The sequence below is a fragment of the Microlunatus capsulatus genome (assembly GCF_017876495.1).
GTDB classification, from domain to species: Bacteria; Actinomycetota; Actinomycetes; order Propionibacteriales; family Propionibacteriaceae; genus Microlunatus; species Microlunatus capsulatus.
The window spans coordinates 2,304,855-2,327,963 of the sequence record NZ_JAGIOB010000001.1; the positions used below are offsets into that span (position 1 = coordinate 2,304,855).

Annotated in this window: 15 protein-coding genes; 9 read left to right on the forward strand and 6 right to left on the reverse strand. The window is 65.8% G+C overall.

Annotated elements, in window-relative coordinates; genetic code table 11:
- Nucleotides 1-105: 105 nt before the first annotated feature.
- Nucleotides 106-3,000: an ATP-binding protein gene (locus JOF54_RS10610; protein WP_210055450.1), complete on the forward strand. Its 2,895-nt coding sequence runs from the start codon at nt 106-108 to the stop codon at nt 2,998-3,000.
- Nucleotides 3,001-3,143: 143 nt separating this feature from the next.
- Here JOF54_RS10610 and JOF54_RS10615 read toward each other — a convergent pair whose 3' ends face one another.
- A complete protein-coding gene (locus JOF54_RS10615) occupies nt 3,144-3,929 on the reverse strand; it encodes a TNT domain-containing protein (protein WP_210055452.1) in 786 nt (261 codons plus the stop codon).
- Nucleotides 3,930-4,890: 961 nt separating this feature from the next.
- Here JOF54_RS10615 and JOF54_RS10620 point away from each other — a divergent pair.
- Both JOF54_RS10620 and JOF54_RS10625 read left to right on the forward strand, forming a co-directional pair.
- On the forward strand, nt 4,891-5,523 hold the full coding sequence (locus tag JOF54_RS10620; protein ID WP_210055454.1) for a hypothetical protein: 633 nt from the start codon (nt 4,891-4,893) through the stop codon (nt 5,521-5,523).
- The gene (locus JOF54_RS10625; protein ID WP_210055456.1) at nt 5,520-5,822 is read left to right on the forward strand and encodes a hypothetical protein; all 303 of its coding nucleotides are present in this window, start codon (nt 5,520-5,522) and stop codon (nt 5,820-5,822) included. The genes JOF54_RS10620 and JOF54_RS10625 overlap by 4 nt, the downstream gene beginning before the upstream one ends.
- 15 nt (nt 5,823-5,837) lie before the next feature.
- On the opposite strand, the gene JOF54_RS10630 is transcribed toward JOF54_RS10625, so the two are convergent.
- Complete coding sequence (locus JOF54_RS10630; RefSeq protein ID WP_210055458.1) at nt 5,838-6,437, reverse strand: hypothetical protein; 600 nt, start codon at nt 6,435-6,437, stop codon at nt 5,838-5,840.
- Nucleotides 6,438-7,095: 658 nt separating this feature from the next.
- On the opposite strand from JOF54_RS10630, the gene JOF54_RS10635 reads away from it, so the two are divergent.
- The 6 genes from JOF54_RS10635 (at nt 7,096) to JOF54_RS21925 (ending at nt 17,578) form a co-directional block, all read left to right on the forward strand.
- Complete coding sequence (locus tag JOF54_RS10635; protein WP_210055459.1) at nt 7,096-8,190, forward strand: vWA domain-containing protein; 1,095 nt, start codon at nt 7,096-7,098, stop codon at nt 8,188-8,190.
- Nucleotides 8,191-8,268: 78 nt separating this feature from the next.
- Nucleotides 8,269-9,852, forward strand: coding sequence for an Hsp70 family protein (locus JOF54_RS10640; protein WP_210055462.1), 1,584 nt, complete (start codon nt 8,269-8,271; stop codon nt 9,850-9,852).
- A gap of 31 nt (nt 9,853-9,883) precedes the next feature.
- Nucleotides 9,884-12,487 (forward strand): SaeA-related protein, encoded by a 2,604-nt coding sequence (locus JOF54_RS10645; protein WP_210055464.1) that lies wholly within the window; start codon nt 9,884-9,886, stop codon nt 12,485-12,487.
- A gap of 7 nt (nt 12,488-12,494) precedes the next feature.
- Nucleotides 12,495-13,622, forward strand: coding sequence for a TRAFAC clade GTPase domain-containing protein (locus JOF54_RS10650; protein WP_210055467.1), 1,128 nt, complete (start codon nt 12,495-12,497; stop codon nt 13,620-13,622).
- A complete protein-coding gene (locus tag JOF54_RS10655) occupies nt 13,619-15,970 on the forward strand; it encodes a GAP1-N2 domain-containing protein (protein WP_210055469.1) in 2,352 nt (783 codons plus the stop codon). The genes JOF54_RS10650 and JOF54_RS10655 overlap by 4 nt, the downstream gene beginning before the upstream one ends.
- A gap of 3 nt (nt 15,971-15,973) precedes the next feature.
- Nucleotides 15,974-17,578 (forward strand): TRAFAC clade GTPase domain-containing protein, encoded by a 1,605-nt coding sequence (locus tag JOF54_RS21925; RefSeq protein WP_210055471.1) that lies wholly within the window; start codon nt 15,974-15,976, stop codon nt 17,576-17,578.
- A gap of 158 nt (nt 17,579-17,736) precedes the next feature.
- Here the strand turns inward: JOF54_RS21925 and grpE are convergent, their stop codons facing one another.
- From grpE to JOF54_RS10680, 4 genes are all read right to left on the reverse strand, one after another.
- Nucleotides 17,737-18,399 carry a nucleotide exchange factor GrpE gene (grpE, locus tag JOF54_RS10665; protein ID WP_210055473.1) on the reverse strand — a complete coding sequence of 221 codons (663 nt, stop codon included), beginning with the start codon at nt 18,397-18,399 and terminating at the stop codon, nt 17,737-17,739.
- Nucleotides 18,400-20,445: 2,046 nt separating this feature from the next.
- Nucleotides 20,446-21,189, reverse strand: coding sequence for a hypothetical protein (locus tag JOF54_RS10670; RefSeq protein WP_210055475.1), 744 nt, complete (start codon nt 21,187-21,189; stop codon nt 20,446-20,448).
- Nucleotides 21,190-21,613: 424 nt separating this feature from the next.
- On the reverse strand, nt 21,614-22,477 hold the full coding sequence (locus JOF54_RS10675; protein ID WP_210055477.1) for a nitrilase-related carbon-nitrogen hydrolase: 864 nt from the start codon (nt 22,475-22,477) through the stop codon (nt 21,614-21,616).
- Nucleotides 22,474-23,040: an rRNA adenine N-6-methyltransferase family protein gene (locus tag JOF54_RS10680; RefSeq protein WP_210055480.1), complete on the reverse strand. Its 567-nt coding sequence runs from the start codon at nt 23,038-23,040 to the stop codon at nt 22,474-22,476. The genes JOF54_RS10675 and JOF54_RS10680 overlap by 4 nt, the downstream gene beginning before the upstream one ends.
- Between the last annotated feature and the right edge of the window lie 69 nt (nt 23,041-23,109).

The window sequence follows — 23,109 nt, forward strand, 5'->3', positions numbered from 1 at the left end:
CCTGGTCGGCTCTGCCCCTGACGGGCAGGAGGAGCCGCCAGCCAGTAGACGGCTTTCCTGTGATACTTCAGACCGTGCCCCACCTCCGTGAAGCCTGCGGCTGTCATGGCTGAACCCGGCCTCGGCCGTACGGCCCACGAGCGCGCCTACGATCTGCTGGCCCGCAAGGCCAAGCGGTTCTCGAGCGGGGACGAGGACCTGAGCGAACTGCGCAATGACCTTGCGTTGCCCCAGTTCATCGGCCTCGAATCACTCGAGTGTCGACCTCTGTCGGTCACGCCCCTCAACCACCTGTCGTGGTTCCGGCTGCGGAGGTTGCCGTCGCCGGAGGACGGAGTCCGGTCACCTCTGGTGGACGGGCTCTCGGCGATCGCAGCAATGCGGTCGTCGGCGGCTCTTGTCATCTCGGGTGGGCCCACGGGCGGCCTTCACCTCGGCGTCCAACGCAATGGGCTGGAGGAGTGGCTACCTACGACGTTAGCGCCAGCCGTGATCGCGGAGAAGGTTGCATCGTCGCCTCCCGGCGTGAGCGCCTTCGTCGGCAACGACCAGGTATGGTCCAACGGCGTCAGCTTCTCGCTCTCAGCGGGGTCCGACAATGCTCCGGACCAGTCCGGACTGCCAGGGCTACGCCGGCTGTTGCTCGCCTCCTCGCCCTCCTGGTCGATCGTCATCCTGCTCGAGCCCGTCCAGTTCGCCGAAGCTCGCGCAATCGAGACCGCCCTTTACGGAAGTCTTTCCGCGCTCGGTCGTCTTGGCGGCACGGTGACTCACACAGACAACGAACAGGACAGCATCAGCCGCCAACTCCCGGCCGTCGACGAGCTGCTGGAGGACCTGAAAGCCAGGGTCGACCATCTTCGTGCCGCCGAATCGGTAGGCCTGTGGAATACCTCGCCCTATGTCTTCAGCGAGGACGGCGCCACAGTCGAGATGATCTCAGGCGTTCTGGGCTCGATCCTCCAAAACGACCCCCTCACGTCGGGCCGATGGATCTCGCATAGTTGCCACGTCCCCTACGGCGAACAGTCGAGCGTACCAGACCTGCCGGAGCCGGTATCGCTGCTCTCGTCTGCCGACATCGGGGTGTTCCTGGAGACCGGATTCGGCTCGCTCCCCGGACTGGAAGTTAGCGAAGCTCCTCCAGCTGGGCGGGCTCAACCCCCGATGAGCAAGCCGATCCCGCTCGGACAGTGGGCGGGTACCAGTGCGGAGGTCGTCATCGACGTCCAGGACCTGGAGGGACACGGCTTCGTCACCGGCACCACAGGGATGGGCAAGAGCACGACGGTGCAGAAGATCTTGCTCGAGCTCAGCAACAAGTGGCACATCCCCTTTCTCATCATCGACCCGGTCAAGGCTGATTACGAAGAGCTGGCGCCAAGCATCGACCGAGGGCTGTTATCGGTCACCGCGACGGACCTGGCTCTCAACGTCATGCAGCCATGTGAGGGTTTCTCGCTCCGCACGCACCTGGAGATGGTCTCCAACGCGTTCGTCGGCTCGTTCGGGTTCCCATCCCCGGTTCCGTATATCGTGGCGCAGCTGTTCGAGCAGATGATCGCGCGGTCCGCGGCGGACCCGGCGCCGACCCTGCATGATCTCCGCGACGAACTCGATCCCTACGTCGCCTCGCTCGGGTACGACGGCGAGATCGAGAGCAACATCCGAGCCTCGCTCGGGTTACGACTCTCGTTGCTGCTGTCGCCGGCGAAAGCCGAGCGGGTGGCGTCACCTGACGGTCGACCGTGCCTGCGGAGCATTCTCGAACGTCCCGCCGTCGTCCAGCTGTCAACACTCGGCGACGAGCAGGAGCGCGCGTTCCTGATGTCGATGCTGACGATCTACGTCGCCGAGCGTGCCCATGTCCTCGGCCGCAGCAACGGCGCGGTCCGCCACGTGACTGTTCTCGAGGAGGCCCACCGGATCCTTCCCGAACCACGCGACTCTGCCTCGAGCGAGGACGGGAATGCCGCCGGAGTATCGGCCAAGCTGCTCACCCAGATGTTGGCCGAGATCCGTAGCTACGGCGAGTCGGTGCTCGTCGTCGACCAGAGCCCGGCGGCCGTGGCCCGAGACGTGCTGCGCAACACCAACCTCAAGATCGCCCATCGACTACCCGATCCCGACGATCGGGAGGTCGTTGGGGGCAGTCTCGGCATGATCGAGAAGCACTACCTCAGCCTGACCAAACTCGGACGAGGAGAGGCGCTAATGGCCACGCGCCGAACGGGCGAGGCCCAGCTGATCCGGATCCAGGCCGCAGAGCCCGACGCGCACGGACCAGCCCCGGTCGAGTTCCGTGTCAACCGGGACGACGATCCGCGCCCTTGCTGCCACGGACGCGACCCCGGTACCCACCATGCTGCCGAGGCCCGTTCGCGTGAAGCCGAGAGCGTCCTCGCCCTCGCGCTCAACCACATGTTGCGGACGAGGGAGGACCGAGCGTCGATCTGGTCCGACGCAGACCTCGGACTCGCACAGCTGGCGGCCCTGGACCCGGCCCTGACGACTGACAGCGACCAGGCCGTCAGATGCCTGGCCTGGATCGGTTTCCGACGCGCGATGGTCCGGCACGTCGCCTACGGCAGCCTCGACAGCGGGCACCTGGCCGGCCGCCTGCAACGAGCCTTCGAGGTCTGGGAGGCCAAGGGGAGTCAGCAACTTCGACTCACGAAGCGCCCGGGCGACATGGTGGGACCCTTCCACGGCTGCCGGTGGTGCTCGGACGTCTGCTCCTATCGCCATGTGGCCGAAGCGTCGACCTCACTCGGCCAGCAAAGCGTCCAGACCAGTCTTCGGCCAGCCTGGGTCCCTGTACCGGGGATGACGACGGTCGAGGTCATGAACTTTTGGGCCGGTCAGTCCGTCAAGTCACTGACGCCTCTGCTCGGAGACGAGGCGGCGGTGTCGTTGGCTCGATGTGCGCTGGTGCAGTCGGCCGCGAGTGCTGGCATGCCCGCCGGCGAGCAGGATCGCCTGCTGAACGACTCCGACTGAGGCCAACGCCGCGGTCGAGGGTGAGGGTTGACGAAGACCGATGCCCTCCATCGTTCTGTTCTCGTAGAAGCTGAGGTGGCCGTCGCAGCCCGGACGATCGCGGCCGACAGGTGGGTCGAGACTTGCCGATGTTGGCTCATAGGCTACTCTCGCGACCTCCCGAATGGCGGCCCAATCGGTTCGAGGAAGCCCCTGTCAACGTACTTGCCCAAGGGGACCTGCAGCCTGTACTGACCCCCACGGCCGAGGGTACCGACAGCTCCCGGGGTCACTTCACTCCTGAGAACGTGCATGAGCTTACAAACCCTGTAACGCTGGAACTGCGCAAGATTGGACGGCGGTATTCCGGCCCTCTCGAAAGGGGTGTCCGAGGGGCAGATATAGGTACCCGTATCGTACTTGGCTTCCTTCACCCTGGGACCCCACCGGTCGATGACAGTGCCCACCTCTAAAGTTGTACGAACCTCATTATCCCAGTGGACTCCATTGTTGGGGGCAATCTCAGCCCAGTTCCATACCGGCTCCTCTTTGGAGTTGACTCCGAGAGCATAACGGTCCAGATACATCTTGCAATCATTCCTGGCGGCGGAATCCAGGAGGTGAGCGCCTCTTGCGTAGAACGGGTCGTAGCCCTCGGGGATCAATTTCGAGGCTATAGGGTGATTGCGTAGGTCAGCCAGCCAGCCGTCCACCTTCTGTTCATATTTCACCGCGTATTGGTGGTCGATCGCTGTGGGCTTATCCGGCTTATCCCTGTGGGCCAGCAGCTCGTCGAACTTCATCTGCTGCTCCTCCTTGAGGTCTGCCAGCAGACGCCGCCGCTGGTCCAGGGACACCGATTTCAGTCGAGGTTCGAGATTCCTTTTCTCGTCCTCGTTGCTGCGGCGCAGCTCGGTCATGGGATCCAGCTTGACGAGCTTCCTGTCCATGCCGAGTAGGCGCTCACCTCCGCCTGGGCGAACTCCGCGCCCCTCAAGCCCCGGCAACTCGGCCCTTTTCCCCTGAGTCTCTTTCATCGCCTTGGATCCAACCTTCCGATTTCAGAAGTGGTCTAGCCGTATTTTCCTATCGCCGCCTTCGATAGCCGCGAGACGACCTGAACCCGGCAGACGACCCGCTGCTGCTCCTACCTGAGCAGATTCCGCATCCCGCGACTCGAAGGAAGGGGTGAGCCAGCTTCGTGTATGGGCACGGGCAGGCGAGTTTGCACTCACCTCCCTGCGGTCGCACTTGTCCTCGATTCCTTGTCACCTGGAGTCTATCGGCACTCGAGTTGGGACAAGCGAGGAACCCGCGCCAGTCGCTTCCCAAGCGCCCGACCCTTCCTCGTGATGCTTCCAGCCAGAGCCCTGAGTCAGCGGGCGAGCGAGCGCGCTCTTCTCTCCTGCGGTCCAGGCAGTAGCCCTTCGACAGAGACCGACACACGCGCACCTACTTCCACAGGGCACCATCGGCAGCAGCACTCTGGCACCTTGCCGCCAGGCACCAGGGGAACCTGGGCAGGCAGCTGCAGCGACCCTCATGACAGAGGTCGATCCGGTTGCCTGCAGAGCCAGCAGGGCTCGCGTCCTCGAGCCTATGGATTGGCTGAGGGCATTTCGGATCGAAGCGAGTAGCCAACGCCGCCGCCTCCAGCTACCCCCTCTCCTGCTCGCCGCCCGGCATGTCGGCGCTGAAACGGTCACCGGAGAGTGTGATGATCGGCATCGAGCGTCACCTGACGCCCACCGGACTGACACTGAGTTCGAGGTCACTCGGGCCATCGTCCTTCTTCGGCTGCCAAGCAGAGGTGACTCCGTGCCACCAGGTGAACGAATCCATGCTCACCAAGAGCGCTCTGAGACGCCTCTCGAGAACGCGGAGCGCGGGTTCGAGCCGCGGGGGCTCACGATGCATGCTCAGGTCGATCGTCATAGACGCCAGATCGCCCTCGAACTGGGAGATCCACCTGATGTGCGCAGGCTGAGCGAAGGAAACCCGGCCGTCCGCGCTCACCTCGAATGGATTCGAGGAAACGAAGCGAACCGAATGGGCCACGGCAGCAAGAAACATCTCGACGTGAGCGAGTCAGAGATGGAATCGCGCGCCCGCATGGGGGTGCCGAGGATCGCCGAGCCAGGTGTCACAGCAGCGCCACGGAGCATCACCAAGTTCACCTCGGCCGAGGCGTTCGTGGCCGCCGAGGCAGTCGCCTGGCAGTCAGAGAGCACTCAGGCCCAGAGGCGAATCGTCGAAAGCGGGTACCGAGTGCTCCTCGCGCAGCAGCGCAATCCCGAAGAGATTCGCGCCTACCTTCGCGACAACGACCAGATCGAGAACACGAGCAAGGCATCAGACGTGCTCGGCGAGACATGGCGAGACCATGTCAAGGGCTACACCGTGGCCGGCGAAGGGTCTGGGCCCACGTCGTTCTCCGACGACAGCACGATACGGACCTACTGGAGACTTTCGCGGGAAGGAAAATGGTATCTGCAGTCCCACTTCCCCCAGGAGGATGATCCACGGAAGAAGGGGAAGAAGTGAACTCGTCTATCTCACCGCGGCTACGGAAGTTCCTGGCGCGTTGGTGCAATGTCGACGTCGATCCTGTTGGTCTCGCGCAGGAGCTTCGTGACTTCCCCGACCCAGCTTTCGAGCGCTGGGTGAAGCAGGAGTTTGGACGGGCTGTCGTCGACCACCAACTCGATCCAGACGACTACTACGAGATCACCTCGGCCTGGTTCGAGGATCAGGAGGCACTCGACGGCTGGCTACGCTCCTTGTGGGACCTATGGTTCCCGGGCGCGGCACTACCCGAGGCCAACGTGGACGACCAGGCATGAAGGCGACGCCATGACTCAGAATCGGCGGAACAGCCGTTTGACCACGAGCCAGATGACAGCGATGGTGATAGCGAGGCCGGCGAGGTGGACGATGCTCTGCTCGACCGCCATCAGTTGTTGGCTGAGCATCGCACGAGTCAGCTGATCCCGGTTCCACCACAGCGCGAGCCCGGCCACAGCCAACAGTCCCAGGGTCATTCCTGCGGTCATGGCGGGAAAGGCATGACCCGCACGCTTGGCCACATATCCCGTCGATAGCACTCTGACTGAACGTACCGAGATCTCGCCCTTCCCCGAGCCGATGACCGCCACCTCGTCACCCTTCGAGATCTGGACGGCGCCGTCGACCTGCCTGGTGATGAGACTGCACGAGAAGGAACGCGCCGCCCGGGTGGGATCGTCAGGACGCGGCACGTCCACGCGGAACTTGGTGATCAGCAGTCTGGGCTTCTCGCGACGTCCCTGCCAGGACGTGATCCCGCTGATACCCCACCCGAGTCTCAGCTTGCGGGTGATCACGGCGACAACGATCAGGATGACGACGCTGACTGCGAGGTACTGCAACACGGTCGGCAACAGCACACAGACCGCCACGATCACCAGAGCGACGAGCACGGGAGCCGACGAGGGCCGGGGCCGCTCCGTCGGACGCGGATCTGCGCTGACCCTGCCCACGAAGCGGCTGGAGCTGGTAGCCCGGGCAGGCTGCGCGGGTGCGTCAGGGTCGTTGTCCGGCTCGCGGGCACTCGAGTTGCGGTCGGCAGGACGCCGGTTCTCAGCAGGACGCCGATCGGTGCGGGGCCGTCGGTCATCGCGAGCAGATCGCGAACGGTCGACGTCGCGCTCGTCGGGACGCGCGGTCGTGGTCCTCTCCGCCGTCGGTCGACCGGGCCGTTCGGCCGTCGACCCTGATGCCGTCGTTCCCCCGCCGGACCGCCGGGTCGAGGGGCGTCGCTCAGCGGGCCTGCGCTCTGCGGTAGGACGGTCGACCTCCGGACCCTTCCTTGAAGCGTCGTCACGATCGCCGGACCAGGCCCGTTCGCCCTCCCCCTGCACGGGGGTGGGCTGAGGGGGCGGGCGTGACTCCTTCCCCGGCCTGCGGATCGGTGGCAGCCTGAAGTCTCCGCTCATGGAACGCCCCGCCTGATCTTGTTAGCACTGAGGGAAGTATCGACTCTGCCAAAGCACGACGCGACATCGGCAAGGAGGCCTAGACTCCGAAACCTTCTCACGTCCCCGTCTCCGATGAGACCGAACCACGAGGATTACCCCCATGGTGACCCTGCTGCGGGCCGGCCCGGCGCGAGCCGCGATGGCGCCGATCGTCCTCGGCGTGCTGATGGCGACGTCGCTGATCCCGGCCGTCGCCGCGCCCGTCATCGAGGCCGAGCCCGACTGGCCCGGACGATGCCCCGTGACGGTCGCTCTGGTGGTCGATCAGTCGGCATCGCTGGAAGGAAGCTTCGACAAGGTCCGTCAGGCTTCGGAGGATATGGTCGACGCGCTCCGCGACCGCCCGTCCCAGGTCATGATCGTGGCCTTCGGCACCGAGGCTCAGGTGGTCGAGCCGTTGACCGATGTCTCGGATCCCAGCGGGCGCCGGCGCGTCAAGAGGTCGATCGATAACCTCGACACCTTCTCCAACGCCTCGGGGCAAGGGGGGACGAACTGGGAGGCCGGGCTGGCTCTGGCGGCAGCAGCCAAGCCCCAGATCGTCGTGGTCCTGACCGATGGGCTACCCAATGCCTACGGGAATCCCGTCCAGGGGGACGAGGACGGCGGTGACGCCGCACTCCTGGCCGCCCAGAAGGTCGCCAACGGTCTCAAGCGCGCAGGAACCCGCGTGGTGCCGGTAGGCATCGCCCTCGGGCCCGGCGGCACCCAGAACCTGGCCGCCATCTCCGGCAATCGCCCCGGCGAGGACTACTTCGCCACCGATCTCGACCGGCTGCGTCGCGAGCTCTACGGCGTCGCGGCCAGGAGCTGCGGAGTGCCGATCTCGGCGCTGCCCACACCCGAGCCCACGGCGTTTCCCTTGGCCAAGACCTTGATCGGCGCGGCCGTGGGACTCGTCGCCCTGCTGATCGCCGGGATGGTGCTCAACCGCCGACGCAACGGACCGCCGACGGTGGCGCCACTCACTCCTGCGGCGTCCAAGGAGCCTCGAAAGCGGTCCGTCGGGAGGGCGGCCCCGCTGAAACTGGCTGATGTTGCTCCCCCCGTACCGACCAGGACGAAGCCCGAGCCGCCGGAAGCGGCCGACTCCTCGCCGCCGGCCAGCCCACCCAGTCGCGCCCGGTCGATGTCGTTGGACTTCCTGAGGGACGAGAGTGGTCCGGCGGGTCACCAGAGGCCGCCCGATGAGTAGGATCGCGACGTTGATCAGTGCCCATCCTGGTCCCCCGCCCGTCCCAAACTCTGACGACCAAGAACTTTCGGAGGCTCCATGAGTGAGAAGCCCGTCCTCGGAATCGATCTGGGCACGACCTATTCCTGCGTAGCGCAGCTGGACGACACCGGCCGGGTGACGGTCCTGCCGAACAGCGACGGCGACTTCACCACGCCGTCGGTCGTTTTCTTCGAGGACTCGGGCAACGTCGTCGTCGGCGAGCTGGCTAAGAAGGAAACCGAGACCAACGCCGACAGAGTCGTCTCCTTGATCAAGCGGCACATGGGCGAGGACGGCTACACCGTCACCGTCGGCGACCAGGTCCTGTATCCGCAGGCGGTCTCGGCGATCATCTTGCGGTTTGTCGTCGAGGACGCGCTGACCGAACTCGGCCTCGACAAGCCCGCGCAGGGTGAGATCGCCGACGTCGTGATCACGGTTCCCGCCTACTTCGGCGCTGCCGAGCGCAGCGCCACTCGCGACGCCGGAAAGATTGCCGGCTTGAACGTCGTCAACATCATCAACGAACCCACCGCGGCGGCCATCGCCTATGGCGTGACCAATGCGGGGACCGATCGCACGGTGCTGGTCTACGACCTGGGCGGCGGAACCTTCGACGTGACGGTGATCAAGGTGTCGGAGAACTCGATCCGGGTCATCGCCACCGGCGGTGATCACTCGCTCGGTGGTGCCGACTGGGACGAGCGCATCGCGGACATGCTCGCTGAGGAGTTCGTCGCGCAGTACCCGGACAAGGACGATCCGCGCGCCGACCTCGACTCCGGCAGCCCGCTCGAGGTCATGGCTGAAGACGTCAAGAAGAGCCTCAGCCGCAAGGAAAGCGCAACGGTCACCGTGATTGCCCACGGTGAGCGGGCCAAGATCGAACTCACCCGCAGCGCCGTCCTCGAGCGGACGGACGATCTCGTGGCCCGCACCGTGGACTTCACCCGACAGGTCCTGGACGCGGCGGCCGCCAAGGGAGTCGACCACATCGACGACCTGTTGCTCGTCGGCGGCATGTCACGGTTCCCCGTGATCGCCCAGCGCCTCGCCGCGGACTTCAAGGAACTGCCTGAGCCGCGGCTGACCGATCCTGATCAGATCGTGGCGAAAGGGGCCGCCCTCTTCGCCGCGCGCGAGGTAGCCGAGCTCGACGACAACGAGGTCGGCGCCGATCCCAGCCGGAGCAGGCTGCTGCCCGGCGGCGAAGACCTGGAGATCATCAACGTGACCTCGAAGGGTTACGGGATCAAGGTCGTCAAGGACCAGCACGACAAGGTCGGCCACATCGAGTGGCTGATTCACCCGAACGACGAGCTCCCGACGAGTCCGTCGGATACGTTCCACACGGTGATGGCGAACCAGACTGAGGTCCACATCGAGATCTACGAGTCGACCACCGACATCCTCAGCGACGTGCTGACCGAACACGTCCTGCTGGTGGACGGGGACCTCGCCGGGCTACCCTCCGGCAAGCCGGCGAACCAGCCGATCCAGGTGAACTACAACCTCGGCGACGACGGCATCTTGCGAGCAACCGCCAACTCGGGAGGTCGAGAGCTGAAGATCGAGGCCAAGATCAGCGGGGCGACTCCGCAGGAGGTGCTCGATGCCCCGCTCCCGTACATTCAGCGCTGACCACCGTCCGCCTGATCACTGAGAGCCCGTCATGCCCACTTTCGACGAGGCACGGTTCGTCGAAGAGGTCCTCACGTCGATCAAGGCGGGCTGGGACCCGACCAGCAACCTCTTCCGTGTCTACCAGCTCGCCCCCTTGGTCAGTGACGCAGCAACGATCGAGGCTGCGATGACGACTGTGCTGAACGGCCTGGGGACGCAGCGACTGCAACGCGGGTTCGCCGGTCCGGTCGGCCGGCTGAAGGCCGGCCACGCCCGGGCGCGCGAGATTCTGGGTAACGACCAGGCGCGACGTCAGCACGCGGAGGCGGTCCGCGCGACAGCAGAGCAGTTGGAGGCGACGCTGGCCGACCGGGTCGCCGGCGGTCCGGGCCTGCCCCCGGCTGCAGTGACCGCGATGGCGGCGGAATCTGGCGGGAACCACACGCGGGCCGAGATCCGGGAGTCTCTCAAAGCCATCGGGGCTGCGGAACGAGAGCCCCAGGAGATCGCCGACCCGGTAACGCCCCGGCAGTGGCCTCAGGTCGTCACGTCTCTCTCCCAGCTCGGTCAGGCCAGCTTGTGGGACTATGTGCAGAAGACGACGCCGCTCAAGGGAGTCGCCACCGACGAGGGAGCCATCAACAGCCGCCTCGGTGAGGTACGGAAGCGGCGTGACGCCGCGAGCACTGCGGAAGCGAGCCTGCTCGAGATCCTGCGCAGTTATGTCCGGTCCACGGCTCTGGTCGACGCCCTCAGGTACGAGGTGATCCAAGGTCTTGGGGCCCAGGCCGCGTATCGGTTCCCGGTTCTCCGGGCCGCCACCGAGAGCGCTCTTCCCCGGCTCAAGCAGCTTGGGATCGAGGGCGGGGTCGACGAGATCGCCTATGCCGTGTGGTGCCGCCGGCGGTTCTCCGCTACAGGAGTGGGTACGGCGTGGCGGGTCGAGTACCGGGAAGCACGGGCGGCGCACAACCTCCGACGTGCTCTCTCGGTACTCGGCTCTGCCGACAAGCGCACACCTGATGAAGAGAAGATGCTGAAGGAGCTGCGCGATACCGTCCAGAGGCTCGACGAACGAATCGACGAAGCGTCGGAACTTGAGGACAGTCAGGTCGAGCGCGCCGCCGAGCTGTACCTGCAGGTTCGCTCGGAGCTGGTGGATCCCCGGATTGATGCCGGTCTTAGCAGGTGCCTTCCTGCGCCACCAAGATCGGTGACGGCGACGGCTGACGGCGGAACTGTGGTCACCCTGGCTTGGCAGCCCACGTCCTCGCGAGCTGGTCGGATCAGCTACGCCGTCGTCCGGTCTGCGGGGCGCCGCCCGACCGGCCCGGCGGATGGGGTCACGATCGCGGCTGACATCACGACCCTCGCCGTCGTCGACGAGCACCCACCGGCAGCCCAGCACCTGCACTATGCCGTCTTTGCCCTACGCGAGGGCGCCGCGGGCTCCGTCCCCGCGCACGCGGGACCCGTCCTCATCGTGCCCGAGGTGTCGGGCCTGCAGCTGATCCCGTCGTCCGACTCCATCCGGGCGCGCTGGAATACTCCCCCGCAAGCGATCGACGTCGAGGTCATCCGACGATCAGATACCGGCACGACGCGGATTGCGGATGCGAGACTGGATGGCTTCGTCGATATAGCCGTGCGGGCCGGCCAGGTGTACGACTACCTGGTACGAGCGTCCTACCGCCTCCCGGACGGCTCGGTCGTGCACAGCAGCGGGCTGACCGTCAGGGGCCGGACGCAACAGGTACCCACAGCGGTCAGTCGTCTGGACGTCAGCATGGAGGGCGAGGACGTCGTCGTCGAGTGGTCCTCGCCGGAGCTCGGCGAGGTGGAGATCAGAGAGATCGGCAATCGGAGCATCCCGGAAGCGCGCGTGGTGCCGACCGCCGCTCTCAGTCAGATCGGAGCCGCGCTGAGCGGGGTGACGCTGAGAACCAGGACAGGCCTGCGGTCCCGGCCGAGCGGCAACGGCGGGAGCCTTCATCTTCTGGCGGTCACCGTGCTCGGTGACCTCGCCGCCATCGGGCCCAGCCAGGTGATCGACCGACACCTTCGGCCGGTGCGGAACCTCGAGGCGGAGCTGCGGGGCGGAAACGTGCAGCTCACCTGGGAGTGGCCGCCGGAGGCCACGGAGGTTGCCATGCTGCACCGGCTCGGCTCTCGGCCAACGGGAGCCGATGATCAGCTGGCGAAGTCGTACCGCATCTCCCGGGCGACCTACGACGCGCTGGGCGTCCGACTTGACGCCGACGCGGGCGTGAACTACTTCGGGGTGTGCACGACCTCGAGCCTGCGTGGTGAGACGAGCTTCGGTCCGTTGACGGTCACGTCAGTCACGCGACACACCGAGATCGCCTACCGGGTCGGCCACACCGGACTGCTCTCCCGAAAGCTGGTGCTCGCCGTCGGTTCACCGGAAGGGCCGCCGCTCCCCCGGATGCAGCTGGTAGCCAACGCCCGGGTCAGGCCGCGCACCGCGCTCCAGGGCGAGATCCTCCTCGAGATCGACGGCGGCGAATCCGAGACGCGCCAGATTTTTGTGGTGCCCAAATCCGTCGGCCGGCCCGCCCACCTGCGTCTCTTCGCGACAGATCCGTCGATCATCCTGCGCCCCGAGCGCCCCGACCAGCTGATCGTCGACTAGGAGCACGATGGCAAGGACGACGAACTGCCCCTACTGCTGGCACACCTTCAAGGACGCGGACCTGCTGCGACGATGCAGCGCCAGTTGCCCGGCGAAGGACCAGACCTTCTTTCACGACCGGGACGCGGCGAAGGGAAACTGCCCGCACGGGAGACGCCCGGTGCAGCGGCGCTTCTGCCCGGAGTGCAAGAAGGTGCTGCTGCGTGAGTACCTGGAGAACCAGGGCAGCAACGTAGCCGTGATCGGCTCGGCCGCCTCGGGAAAGACGACGTACATCGGCGTCCTCCTGCATGAGCTCCGCGGACGGGTGGCCACGGCCTTCAACGGGATGGCCGTCGACCTTCTGGGCGACGAGTCACGCAAGAACTACGACGAGCGGTTCGCGACGCCGCTCTTCGACCTCGGCGAGACCGTTCGCAAGACACCCGCGCTGGTGGGCGACAGCAAGATCGAACCCTTGATCTTCACCTTGAAGTTCCCCGCCGGCAGGGCGGTGCTCGGCGGGACGAAGGTACACAGCGCGTTGAGTGTCTTCTACGACGCGTCCGGCGAGAACATGATCACCGCCGACGCGATGGATCCACTCGTCCGCTATCTCGACACGGCCGGGGGAATCCTCCTGCTCATCGACCCCATGGCGATGCCGGCCGTCCGCCGCCGATTCGGCAACACCATGTCGCGGAGCGCGCAGGCCACCAAGATGCTCGACCAGCAGGTCATGATCGAACGCCTGTCGGAGCTGCTCCGAGAGTCGGCAACGCACGGAAACCGTAAACATGCCGTGCCTCTTGCGGTCGCCCTGACCAAGATCGACCTGCTGCGGGACAGTTTCGAAGCAGATTCCCCCTTGCGCCGGACGGCCCGACACGACGGCTACTACGACGACGACGACGGCCGCGATGTGCACGAAGAGGTGCGGGGCTGGCTCGACGAATGGTTCGGCCCCGCCTTCGACAACTCGTTGGCGGCCAACTTCGCCACCTATCGCTACTTCGGCCTGACGTCGCTCGGCGCGCCGCCACAGGACGAGGCCAAGATCGCCGCATCGGGCGTGCACCCTTATCGGGTCGAGGACCCGATGCTCTGGCTGCTCGCCAAGTTCGGCTCGGTCAAGAGCAGGAGAGGCAAGCGATGATTGGTCGGCTCGAGTACACGTCGTGCGACGACGGTCTGGACGGGATCGGCGGATTCCAGGTCCGGGCCATGTCTCCTGGGATCCGTGACGAGCTTCGCACCGCCGCGATTCGAGACAGCATCTACGAACCTTCACCCGGGCGGCCCAGTGCGCCGACTGCTTCTGAGCTGACGCAGTTCCCTCGCGCGTTCGGCTACACCAGGGTTCCCGGAGGGTCCGTCGTCTTCCGATCCACCTACGTCGGCCGGGACCACACCGGACGATGGGGAAACTACTTCGCCCAGGCGCTGACGTTCGACAGCGCCGCTCCAGCCCAGCTGTTGCCCATCGACCTGTGGGAGTCACCAGCCTGGGCGCAGAGTTCAGAGCGGACCGGCGTGCTGGCCTCCGTCAATCCCGGGGACCTGGTTCCAGGAATGCAGGCAGACCTGGGATCGACGATGCGGTTCCTCCAGCCGCAGCAACCCGAACTTGTCGCCAGCGTCATCCAGGCGGTGCTGGACGTCTTCGCCCAGGGCAAGGGCCGAGTCATCATGATCGTCAGCGACTCCACGACGGCCGCACTCTGGATCTCGACGGTGACTCGGTCGTTGCCGGCGTCGATCGCTGCCGCCGTCAGTTTCACGACCTATACGGCGCGACCCGAGTCTCACCAGGGACTGATCGTCTGCACGACGCCCGACGTCTCCGTCCCGGCCTACGGTGACTTCCGCCTCGTCGACGTCGCCGGCGGTGCGGCGGCCAGAGACGCTGCTCCTCTCGCGTTCGCCCGGCTCGCTGCTCAGTCGTGGCGGGAGGGCCTGATTGAGGAACTCGTCGTGGCCAGCTCGTCCCTGACGCCGCCCCTGATGGTGTCCGAGCTCGACGAGTTCGCGCAGGCCGCTGTGCTCTTCCTGGACCTGACCCCCCCGAAGGACTGGTCAGAGATGGATACGCTGTCCGGGCTCGAGTTCGCTCAGAGACGTGCGAGCTCGCTCTTCTTGTCGAACTGGCATGCCGTCGCCAAGATCACCGAGAACTCCGGCGGAATCACCGAGGTGAGCCGTTGGAGCGCGGTCCTGCGATCAGCCACCGAGAAAGGGGTGTCGGTCCCTGCGTCGCTGACCAACGACTACCTCCGGGTGGCCGTGGACGCTGTTGTCAGCGGGGCTGGGACGCACGACACCTGGCTGCCCAAGCTGGACGACACAGCCAACCACCACCTAGCCGACGCAGTTCTCGTCCCGGCGCTACTCGCCCACCCGACCACCACTCTGCTCCGCTGGCTGGGTCAACGAGGCCGTGAGTCTTTGGCCGCCGTGGTCGTTGCCGAGCTGGCCCGCCGCCTCGAACCAGTCACGCTCTCCGAAGGGCGGACGATGCTGGACCGGAACGCAGCCTCTTTCTGCCTGCAGCAGTCGGAGCAGCACCACCGGCTGCGAATCCTCGCCTCTACGGTGCTGGCGTCCGAGGGCGACCTGGATCCGGTCGACGCACTCGGTGCTGCCGACTCCCGGAGCCTGCGGACCGGCGAGGAGTGGCAGGAGCTCGCTGGCCTGCTCTGGCCTGACAGCCCACCCACGCTCACCCAGGCTCACAGGCTCTTGCGGACCACTCCGGTCGAGACCTTGCAACGGACTCATGTGATCGAGCAGCTGATCGAGCGCCTGACTGACGACGCTGCAGCCGGTGGCGCCCTGGGTGCCGATCACTTCCAGCTCGTGGAGCTGCTGAGGCAGCGCATCTTTCGCCACCTCTTGAGCAAGGATGATCAACGCAAGGTTGATGCGGTGACTTTGATCGAGTACTTCACCGCTCCACGCCGAGACGCGGAAGAGGCCACCGGCTACGCAGTCCGCGGCCTCCAGCTGGCCCGATCCCTACCACCAGCCCTCGTCGCTCTGTTGGAGCGCTCCATCGCAACCTGGCTGGTTTCGCTGCCCTGGAATTCCCAGCGGGACGCCCTCGAGCGGCTCCTCCTCCCTTTTGATGACGACATGATGGGCTTCGTGGGCGTATACACAGGCCTTGCTGAGGATGGGCTCAGGGCCTCAGCGGCATCTGCGGCCTCAATCGTGATTGCCTGGCGCAGCATCGGAAGCCCGTCAGCAGTCGGGAGTGACGCTGACGAGCGAGACGCACGTCGGCTCCGAGCTCATCTCCTCGACCAGGCCCTCCCGAAGGCGTTGCGGCGGGTGAGGCGCCGCGACCTCGACCGCCTGGGCGAGCTTCTGCCGAATACGTCCACCGTGCGGGCTAACCCGGGGATGCCCGAGGGCTGGCAACTCTGGTGGGGGAGGTGGCGGAGCAAGCATGAATCGAAGGGCCTGCTCGGCCGGCTCATGCCCCCGCGAGAGAAGCGTGACTGACCGGTGGGCTACATCATCGCCTTCTTCTTCATTTTTGCGTTCTACGCTGCTTTGCTCTCCGCTGGTCTATTCCTGGCCTGGTTCGCCGTCGCTATCGCTTCGGCCTTCGGATTCGTTCTCGCCGTGGCGGAGTTTGCCAGTTCAAGTGTCCGAGGCTTCGGCGGACGGGCCCCACTGGACAACCTTCAGATCCTGCCCGAGCCCAACGGCGTACCAGCATACAGGTCCTACTATCAAGGCCCGGTTGTGCACGAGTTCGGTAACGTTGTCCGAGCGAGTGGAAAGGCGGTCAGCACTCGTATCAGTACGTGGATCTCGGGTAGCTGGGCGCTGGTCACTCAGTATGACTCGACGGCGTGGATGGTGTTCGCCGTCCTGCCGGCGATCGGAACCATTGTCGGCCTCGTGGTAGGTGGCGCACTCGGCGCCGTCGTCTTGTTCGTCGTTGCTGCCGTAGCTGCCACTCTGATCGGCACCCTTGTCCTGTTCGGGCTCCTCCTCGGCCTCGCGTTGAAGATAGTCGAGCTTGTGACACTGTCGATCCGAGGTATCACGTTAGAGTGCCCCGGCTGCCGGCAGCGCGTGGCTCGTCCAATCTACCGTTGCAGCGGCGAACACGGCTGCGACGCGGCTCATTCAGGTTTGACGCCAGGCCGTTATGGGGTGCTCTTCCGCGTGTGCCGATGCGGCCGCTCCCTTCCCACGTTGCTGCTGCTCGGCAAGCTCAACCTCGCGAGCCAATGCCCTCAGTGCAGTTATGTCCTTCCCCTTCGGGGAATGAGCGCTCCGACCCTGCACGTGCCAGTGGCGGGTGGCCCGCAAGCCGGGAAGTCGGTCTTCATGTTCGCCGCCGTGAAGCGGCTTTACGACGGCGTCGACGGAGAAAACTCCGAGAGTGATTTCTGGGCAGACCCAAGATTCGCGGCCACCTTCGCGCGGACGCAGGCGAGCGTCGCTAGTCCTGAGCTCATGCGGAAGACCACCGAGGACCGTCCCAACGCCTACAACGTCTACTTGGGACGAGGAGCAAAGAGGCGCCTGATGTACCTCTACGACACTGCCGGCGAGATCTACGACGCGGAAGGACGGCTGTCTGAGGCGGACTTCTTTCATCTCACCGAGGGAATCGTGCTGTGTATCGACCCGTTCTCGCTCCCTGGTCCGCGTAGGTCAATCTCGGCCGACTTCCGCGTTCACGTCCGATCCTCGCCCTCGGATCCGAAGAAAGTCCTCGAACGACTCACCGAGAACCTGCGGGAAGTGAATCCGCGACGTTCTGCTGGCAAGCTCTCGGTCAAGGTCGCGGTCGTCATCACCAAAGCGGACGCCTTCGGCCCGGCCGGGATACGGCACCCCTACAGTGAACTCACGACCAACAGCAGCAGCAACGAGCGATCCCAGCGGGACGAGGCTGTCCGCCGATGGATTGCGGAGGTAGGCGTGCGTCCTGATCTGGTGGCGTCGCTCCTCAGCAACTTCTCCACTGTATCGTTTTTTGTTGTCAGCCACGCCGATGCCGCATTCGCCGGCCGTGAGCCACATCGTGCAGTGAACGACGATCCCGCCGACCCAATCCAGTGGATCTTGAACCGAGGTGCGTTTCGCTGATGCTGAAGATACCGAATCAAATTATCCGAGCTCGACACTTCACCGGAGCAGTTCTGGTGATCGCCTTCGCGGTCGTCCTCGGAGGAGTCATCTTGGGGATCAACTTCTACATTCAATGGAGTAGCACCCAGCTTGGACCCTGAGAGAGGAACCGGTGATCACGACCTGAAGACGACGACCTCGGCGAATCTGAGAACCTTTCCCCCGAGGACGTACCCCGGTCGCCTGACCTCCTTGACCCTGCCCGCCACCGACGGGTCCTCGGTGGAGACGCTGGCGAGGGCCCGGTGTCGCCGCCGGTCGAAGACGTCCCCGGGCTCGGGCTCATCGAGGTCGACACCATGCCGTTCCAGGATCAGGGCGGCGTCCTCGGCCATGCCGAGACACTTCGACACGACATCGTCGGGCGTCGCCGACTCTCGCCCAGACCAGGACTTGCCCATGCTCTGCCAGTCATCGGCGAGCTTGATGAGATCGCGAAAGATCGGCTGCAGCTGGCGATCGGCTTCCCCTCGCCGCAACTGTTCGTTTTCAGCGTGTAGGCGGTCGAGAATTGCATTCACGTGCTGGGTCTCGCTCCGCAGCGCGACTAATTCGGCTCGGATGGCGGCCAGATCGTCAGCCAGAGACGGCGACACCTGCTCGTTCTGCCTACCCTCCGGATCAGCGCCGCCCGCATGGCTGCCGGCCGACAGTGACTCGTCGGCCAACCTCAACCTCGGATCTTCGGCCGTCGGTGGCCGAGTCACGTCGGGCAGCGGGATGGCCTCCTCGGGCAGCGAAGGGTCACCAGCGCCCGAAGCCGGCTCATTCGAGCGCACACCCGAAGACTGATCGTCATCTTCAGCGCTGATTAGGACTGGCCGTCCTGTGGGGTCAGTCATGAGAGATATCCTCCGATCGATCTGCCGGACCACTGGTGCGGCGGGCATCACTGCAGCCTAGTGAACAGATGCATGACAAGTTTGGCTGACGTGCCTGCCATTCGTGCCGTTCGGCAGGATCGAGGGCACATGTACGTGGCCGGCTGGTACGAACGATCGACCGTCATCACCAGGGTCGCGTGCCCCCGCTCAGGCCCGCGGCTCCCTGGACGGCCCCGAGAGCATCACCTGCGTCGAGGTCGCTCCGAGGACCGTAGCTCCAGCATGATCCTCAACGAGTGGTGCAGATGCTGCCCTTCATCCGAGAAGACCCCCGGGATCGCGGACTAGCGCAAGAGCGTCTCCTTCGATGGGACGCGACTCCACCACCATGTAGGTGGCGGGAGGCTGCACACCAACGGAAGCAGACCCAAGGGGCCACGTGGCCGACAGTCCACCGAGCACAGCGCCCGCAACCAGGGCACCGGACTGGTGATTCCTCGGGGACCAATGCACCACGATTTCGTGTAGGGCAAGCCCGAACATAGTCCTGGTCATATCTAGGGACCGTCGCTCGACACCCCAACTGTCTCTGTCCCGCCAAGCGGCGGCGAGATTGACCTGCGCCCCACGCAGGTAGGCCTGAGCAGCCGCGCCCTTCGTGAACTCGCGTTCGGCAAGCCGAAGCCTGTCAAGCGTTGACTCAACGTCCCAGCAGGCGGGCTGGGCTGGGCATTCACTATTCGGAAAGGCATCTTCGACTGGTCGGGCGGAGGTGCGCCACTTGAGGGTGGCCAGATTCGAAACAATCTGTCGCCGATCCTGCAGCTCAGCTTCGGTGGACGTACCTCTACTCAATGCAGCTAGGAACAACCGATGATCATCTTCGTTCGCCGACTTCGTGGCCCCCTTGAGCACCTCGGCCGCCAGTAGTGACGAGGAGAGATCGATGCTTGAAAGATCAAGAACATTTGGACCCTGCTCCCCAGCGTCGATCCAGACCCGGCGCCATCCTGCTCTCCCCGGGATCAGTGCTTGAACTGATTGAACCTCGTCGGCACTCGGGAGACGGACGGTAAGATCCCCCGGCGAGATCCTATTGAGCCATTGGATGATGGACGCCACCTGACTCCCCTTTAACCTGGCCGGCTCTGTTTGATCAGGCACGGACGGGTTCGCTTGCTTGACTTCGCCCGACCGCTGCGCCAGCGACCGATGGATCTGCACCATCCGTAGAGTGATTGGACTGGTGACGAACGATGTTGTTGCTGTCAGCGCAACCGCGTCCCGGATCCGGGCGAGAACCTCCAGTTCGGCTGACAAGCGTTTGAACGTCCATCTGCCAGCTCGCGCGCTCGCGACCACCCTCAGGGGGCAACCTTGTTCGCCAGGTCGAGTTCGGGGGAAGAACCGAGGCGAAACATGCCTCAGTCAGGCTCTTCACTCTCCTCGGATCAGACCGACGTAGGCAGCGATAAGGGGACGCCAGACTGACAGTTCCCATCGAGAAAAGAGGACCGATTCTAATTCTTTATCCTCGACGTGGATAGCGCAAAGAAAATCCTTCAAGGCGCCTGGGGGGGGGAACCGATAAGAAAACCGTCCGGATCCTTACGGACGATCTCCGGGTGCTCTCGAGGAGACTAACGGCTTCAGTCCAGGCGCGAGAGCGATTCTCAACCTTGGTCTCAGCGACCTCCTTCACCGCGGAGCGTCACTCCTCCTGACGAGAGCGGACGCCCGAGATCGCCCCGCTCACGACTGATCTTGCTGCACGTCTGGTATTTGCGGCTTGGGACGTCGTCTCGATTGGAGGACAAGGAGTTGTCTTATGAGCGATCGCGAAAGATTCTCCGGGTACAACCTTCGGGGCAGGAAAGAGGGTTTGCTATCCCAACACCGGCTCTTAGGAGCGCAGGGGGTCGTTCAAATCAAAGCGGTTGATCAGGGTGTTGATGCTGCATAAGCGAGTGTGGCCGTCGAGACTACGCCTGCCTCGGGCACTTACTCGGTCAGTCGCGTGGGGACGCAAGTGTTCTTCCGACGTTCCTCATCCAAGTCCGCAAATCGCCCCTCGCACCACGAAGCAACCTCCTCCGAGCTGGTGAAGTCGTTGAGCGCGATAGTCACGTAAAGATGCTGCCCCTCCGGTGACGTCGCCCGTTTTCCGTAATCTGTACTCCTGATTAGGATCACGGTTGCGCCGAGGTTGTCCTCATCCGCTAGCCGGCGATGCTCTTCCAGGATATCGGTGTAATGGAAGAGGTGGTCGCCCCTGCTGGTCGTTTGTAACGGATCCCGGATCCCCTCCCACTTCGAAGCAATCATGGCGGCGTCTTCGCCATTGAGATCAATCAGTGAGATCCCCTCGTCCGCCAGCTGCTCGAGCTCCTCACGCGCTGCTCGCTGCTCGCGTCTCCTTCGCTCCGCAGGGGTGATCGTCGCTTTAGCCGGAGGAGAGGTGGTTCGCGGCGCTGTGCTGGTAGAGGGCACACCGGTAGAGGCCGTCGTGGGGGTGGCGATGGGGGTTGTAGGTTGCAATGCGCCGAGCTTGGCCTGCTGTTGGTTAAGGACCGCGACCGCCACAGCCCCCACGACGAGCGTCAACGCAATTACTCCGACCAGCAACGCCGTCATCGACGTGCGATGGGGCTCGTCCTGGACGGACAGGGGCGTTGCTGTCGGAGTCCAGGGAGCGGCAACAGGGCTGCCGCCGTCCTGGCCGCCTGGGTGTTCCTTGTCGCTCACCCGTACTCCTCCAAATCAACCAATCAGGACTTCGTGTAGGTTAGACGAAACCTCGGAGGTTTGCGGACAGCTTGGCGTACGGCTTCCGGTTGGGACGACCGGGCAGCCCATCCGGCGCTGATTTGGAACGAGGCCGGCGGCGGCCCTATCAGGAAGGCGCCCGAGCAGCCTGCACGGTGTCCAGCAACACTCGTCCGCGTCGGCGTCGAGTAAGCGCACGCAGACCCTGGGGCGCCCCGGTGAGCCCGTGCAGAACGTGGCCTCGTCAGCCGGCTCGGCCCAGACCACGCCGCGCCGCGCCGTGATCGGGCGGCATCGACGACGTGGCCATCAGCGAGGACGAGCGCCGGATCTTCGGCCCGCGCCCGGAGTCCGAGCGCGGCGCCGAGCTGCCCCTGCGCTGACGACCGCGGCGCGAGGGACCTCAGTACAGGTCGGGCCGCCGGTCGGTGAACGCGTGGTTGTACGGCCCGACGTCCTTGACCAGGGCGCGGCCGAGGTCGAGCTCGGCGAGCAGCGTCGTCTCCTCGCCCTGCGCGGGCCCGGCGACGGGGTAGCCCTCGACGTCGCAGATCACGCTGCCGCCGATCCACTCGACGCCCCGCTCGGCGCCGACCCGGTCGGTGACCACGACGAAGACCCGGTTCACGGCAGCGCTGGCCTGCGCCTTCACCACCTCCGGCGCCCGCTCCCCGGCGGGTGGCGCGTTGCTCGGCCAGTTCGACGGCGCGACGACGATCTGCGCCCCGCGCAGGGCGACGTCGCGCACCATCTCGGGGAACTCCAGGTCGTAGCAGATCATCGCCGCCACGACGCCGACGCTGGTCTCCACCACAGGGGCCAGCGCGTCGCCGGGGGCGAACACCGTCTTCTCCGTCCCCCACAGGTGCGTCTTGCGGTAGACGGCCAGCAGCCGGCCGCCGTCCAGCACGGCGACGCTGTTGTAGGGGCGCTCGCCGTCCCCGCGCTCGCAGAACCCGGCCACCAGGACGACGCCGTGCCGGGCCGAGAGCCCGGCCAGCAGGGTGACGGTCGGGCCGTCGACGGCCTCGGCACGGGCCCGGGCCTCGTCGAGGTCGGCGAACACGTAGCCCGACGTCACCAGCTCCGGCAGCACGACCAGCTGCGCCCCGCGGGCCACCGCGTCGTCCACCGCGGCGACGACGCGGGCGCGGGTGCCCTCGGGGTCGTCGATGTCGACCCGCAGCTGGCAGGCCGCGACGGTGGTCGTCGGTCGGGGCGGCGGGTCCGGGGTGGCGTCCGCCGGCCCGGCGTGCGGTGTGGTCATGGCCGCCATCCTGCCCGGCGGACGGCGAGGACCCCGCCCGGACCCGGCGGGGGCGGGCTGAACGCCTGCGGCGGCAGCCGGTCCAGCGCGTCCGCCGCGTACCGGTGCCCGAGGCCGCGCCGCCGGGAGCCCGCCGCCTGCTGCACCAGTCCCCGCGGCAGCACCAGGTGCGCGGAGAGCAGGCTGCTGCGCGGGCCGGTGAGCGCGCGGAGCAGCGGGACCCCCAGCGTCCACGGCGGGTTGGCCACCACCCGGAACGGGCGGTCGGGCCAGCGGAAGTCCTCCAGGTCGGCCTCGACGACGGTCACCGTGCCGGGGCCGCGGCCGCGGGCGTCGGCGAAGCCCTCGCGCAGCCGGGCGGCGCGGACGGGGTGCAGCTCGACGGCCAGCACCCGCGCCCCCGCGCGCCGGAGCGGCTCGGTCAGGGCGCCGTCGCCGGCCCCGAGGTCGAGGACGAGGTCCTCGGGGCGGATCTGCGCCACCTCGACGAGCTGCGCGGCCCGGTCAGCGTGCAGCCGGTGCCACCCCCAGCGCCGGACGGGCCTGCCGTGGGCCCCGGACACGCGCGACCTGCCAGATCATGACCACGGTCGGCGACGCTAGCCCCGCCCGGGCGGCGAGGACACCTGGTT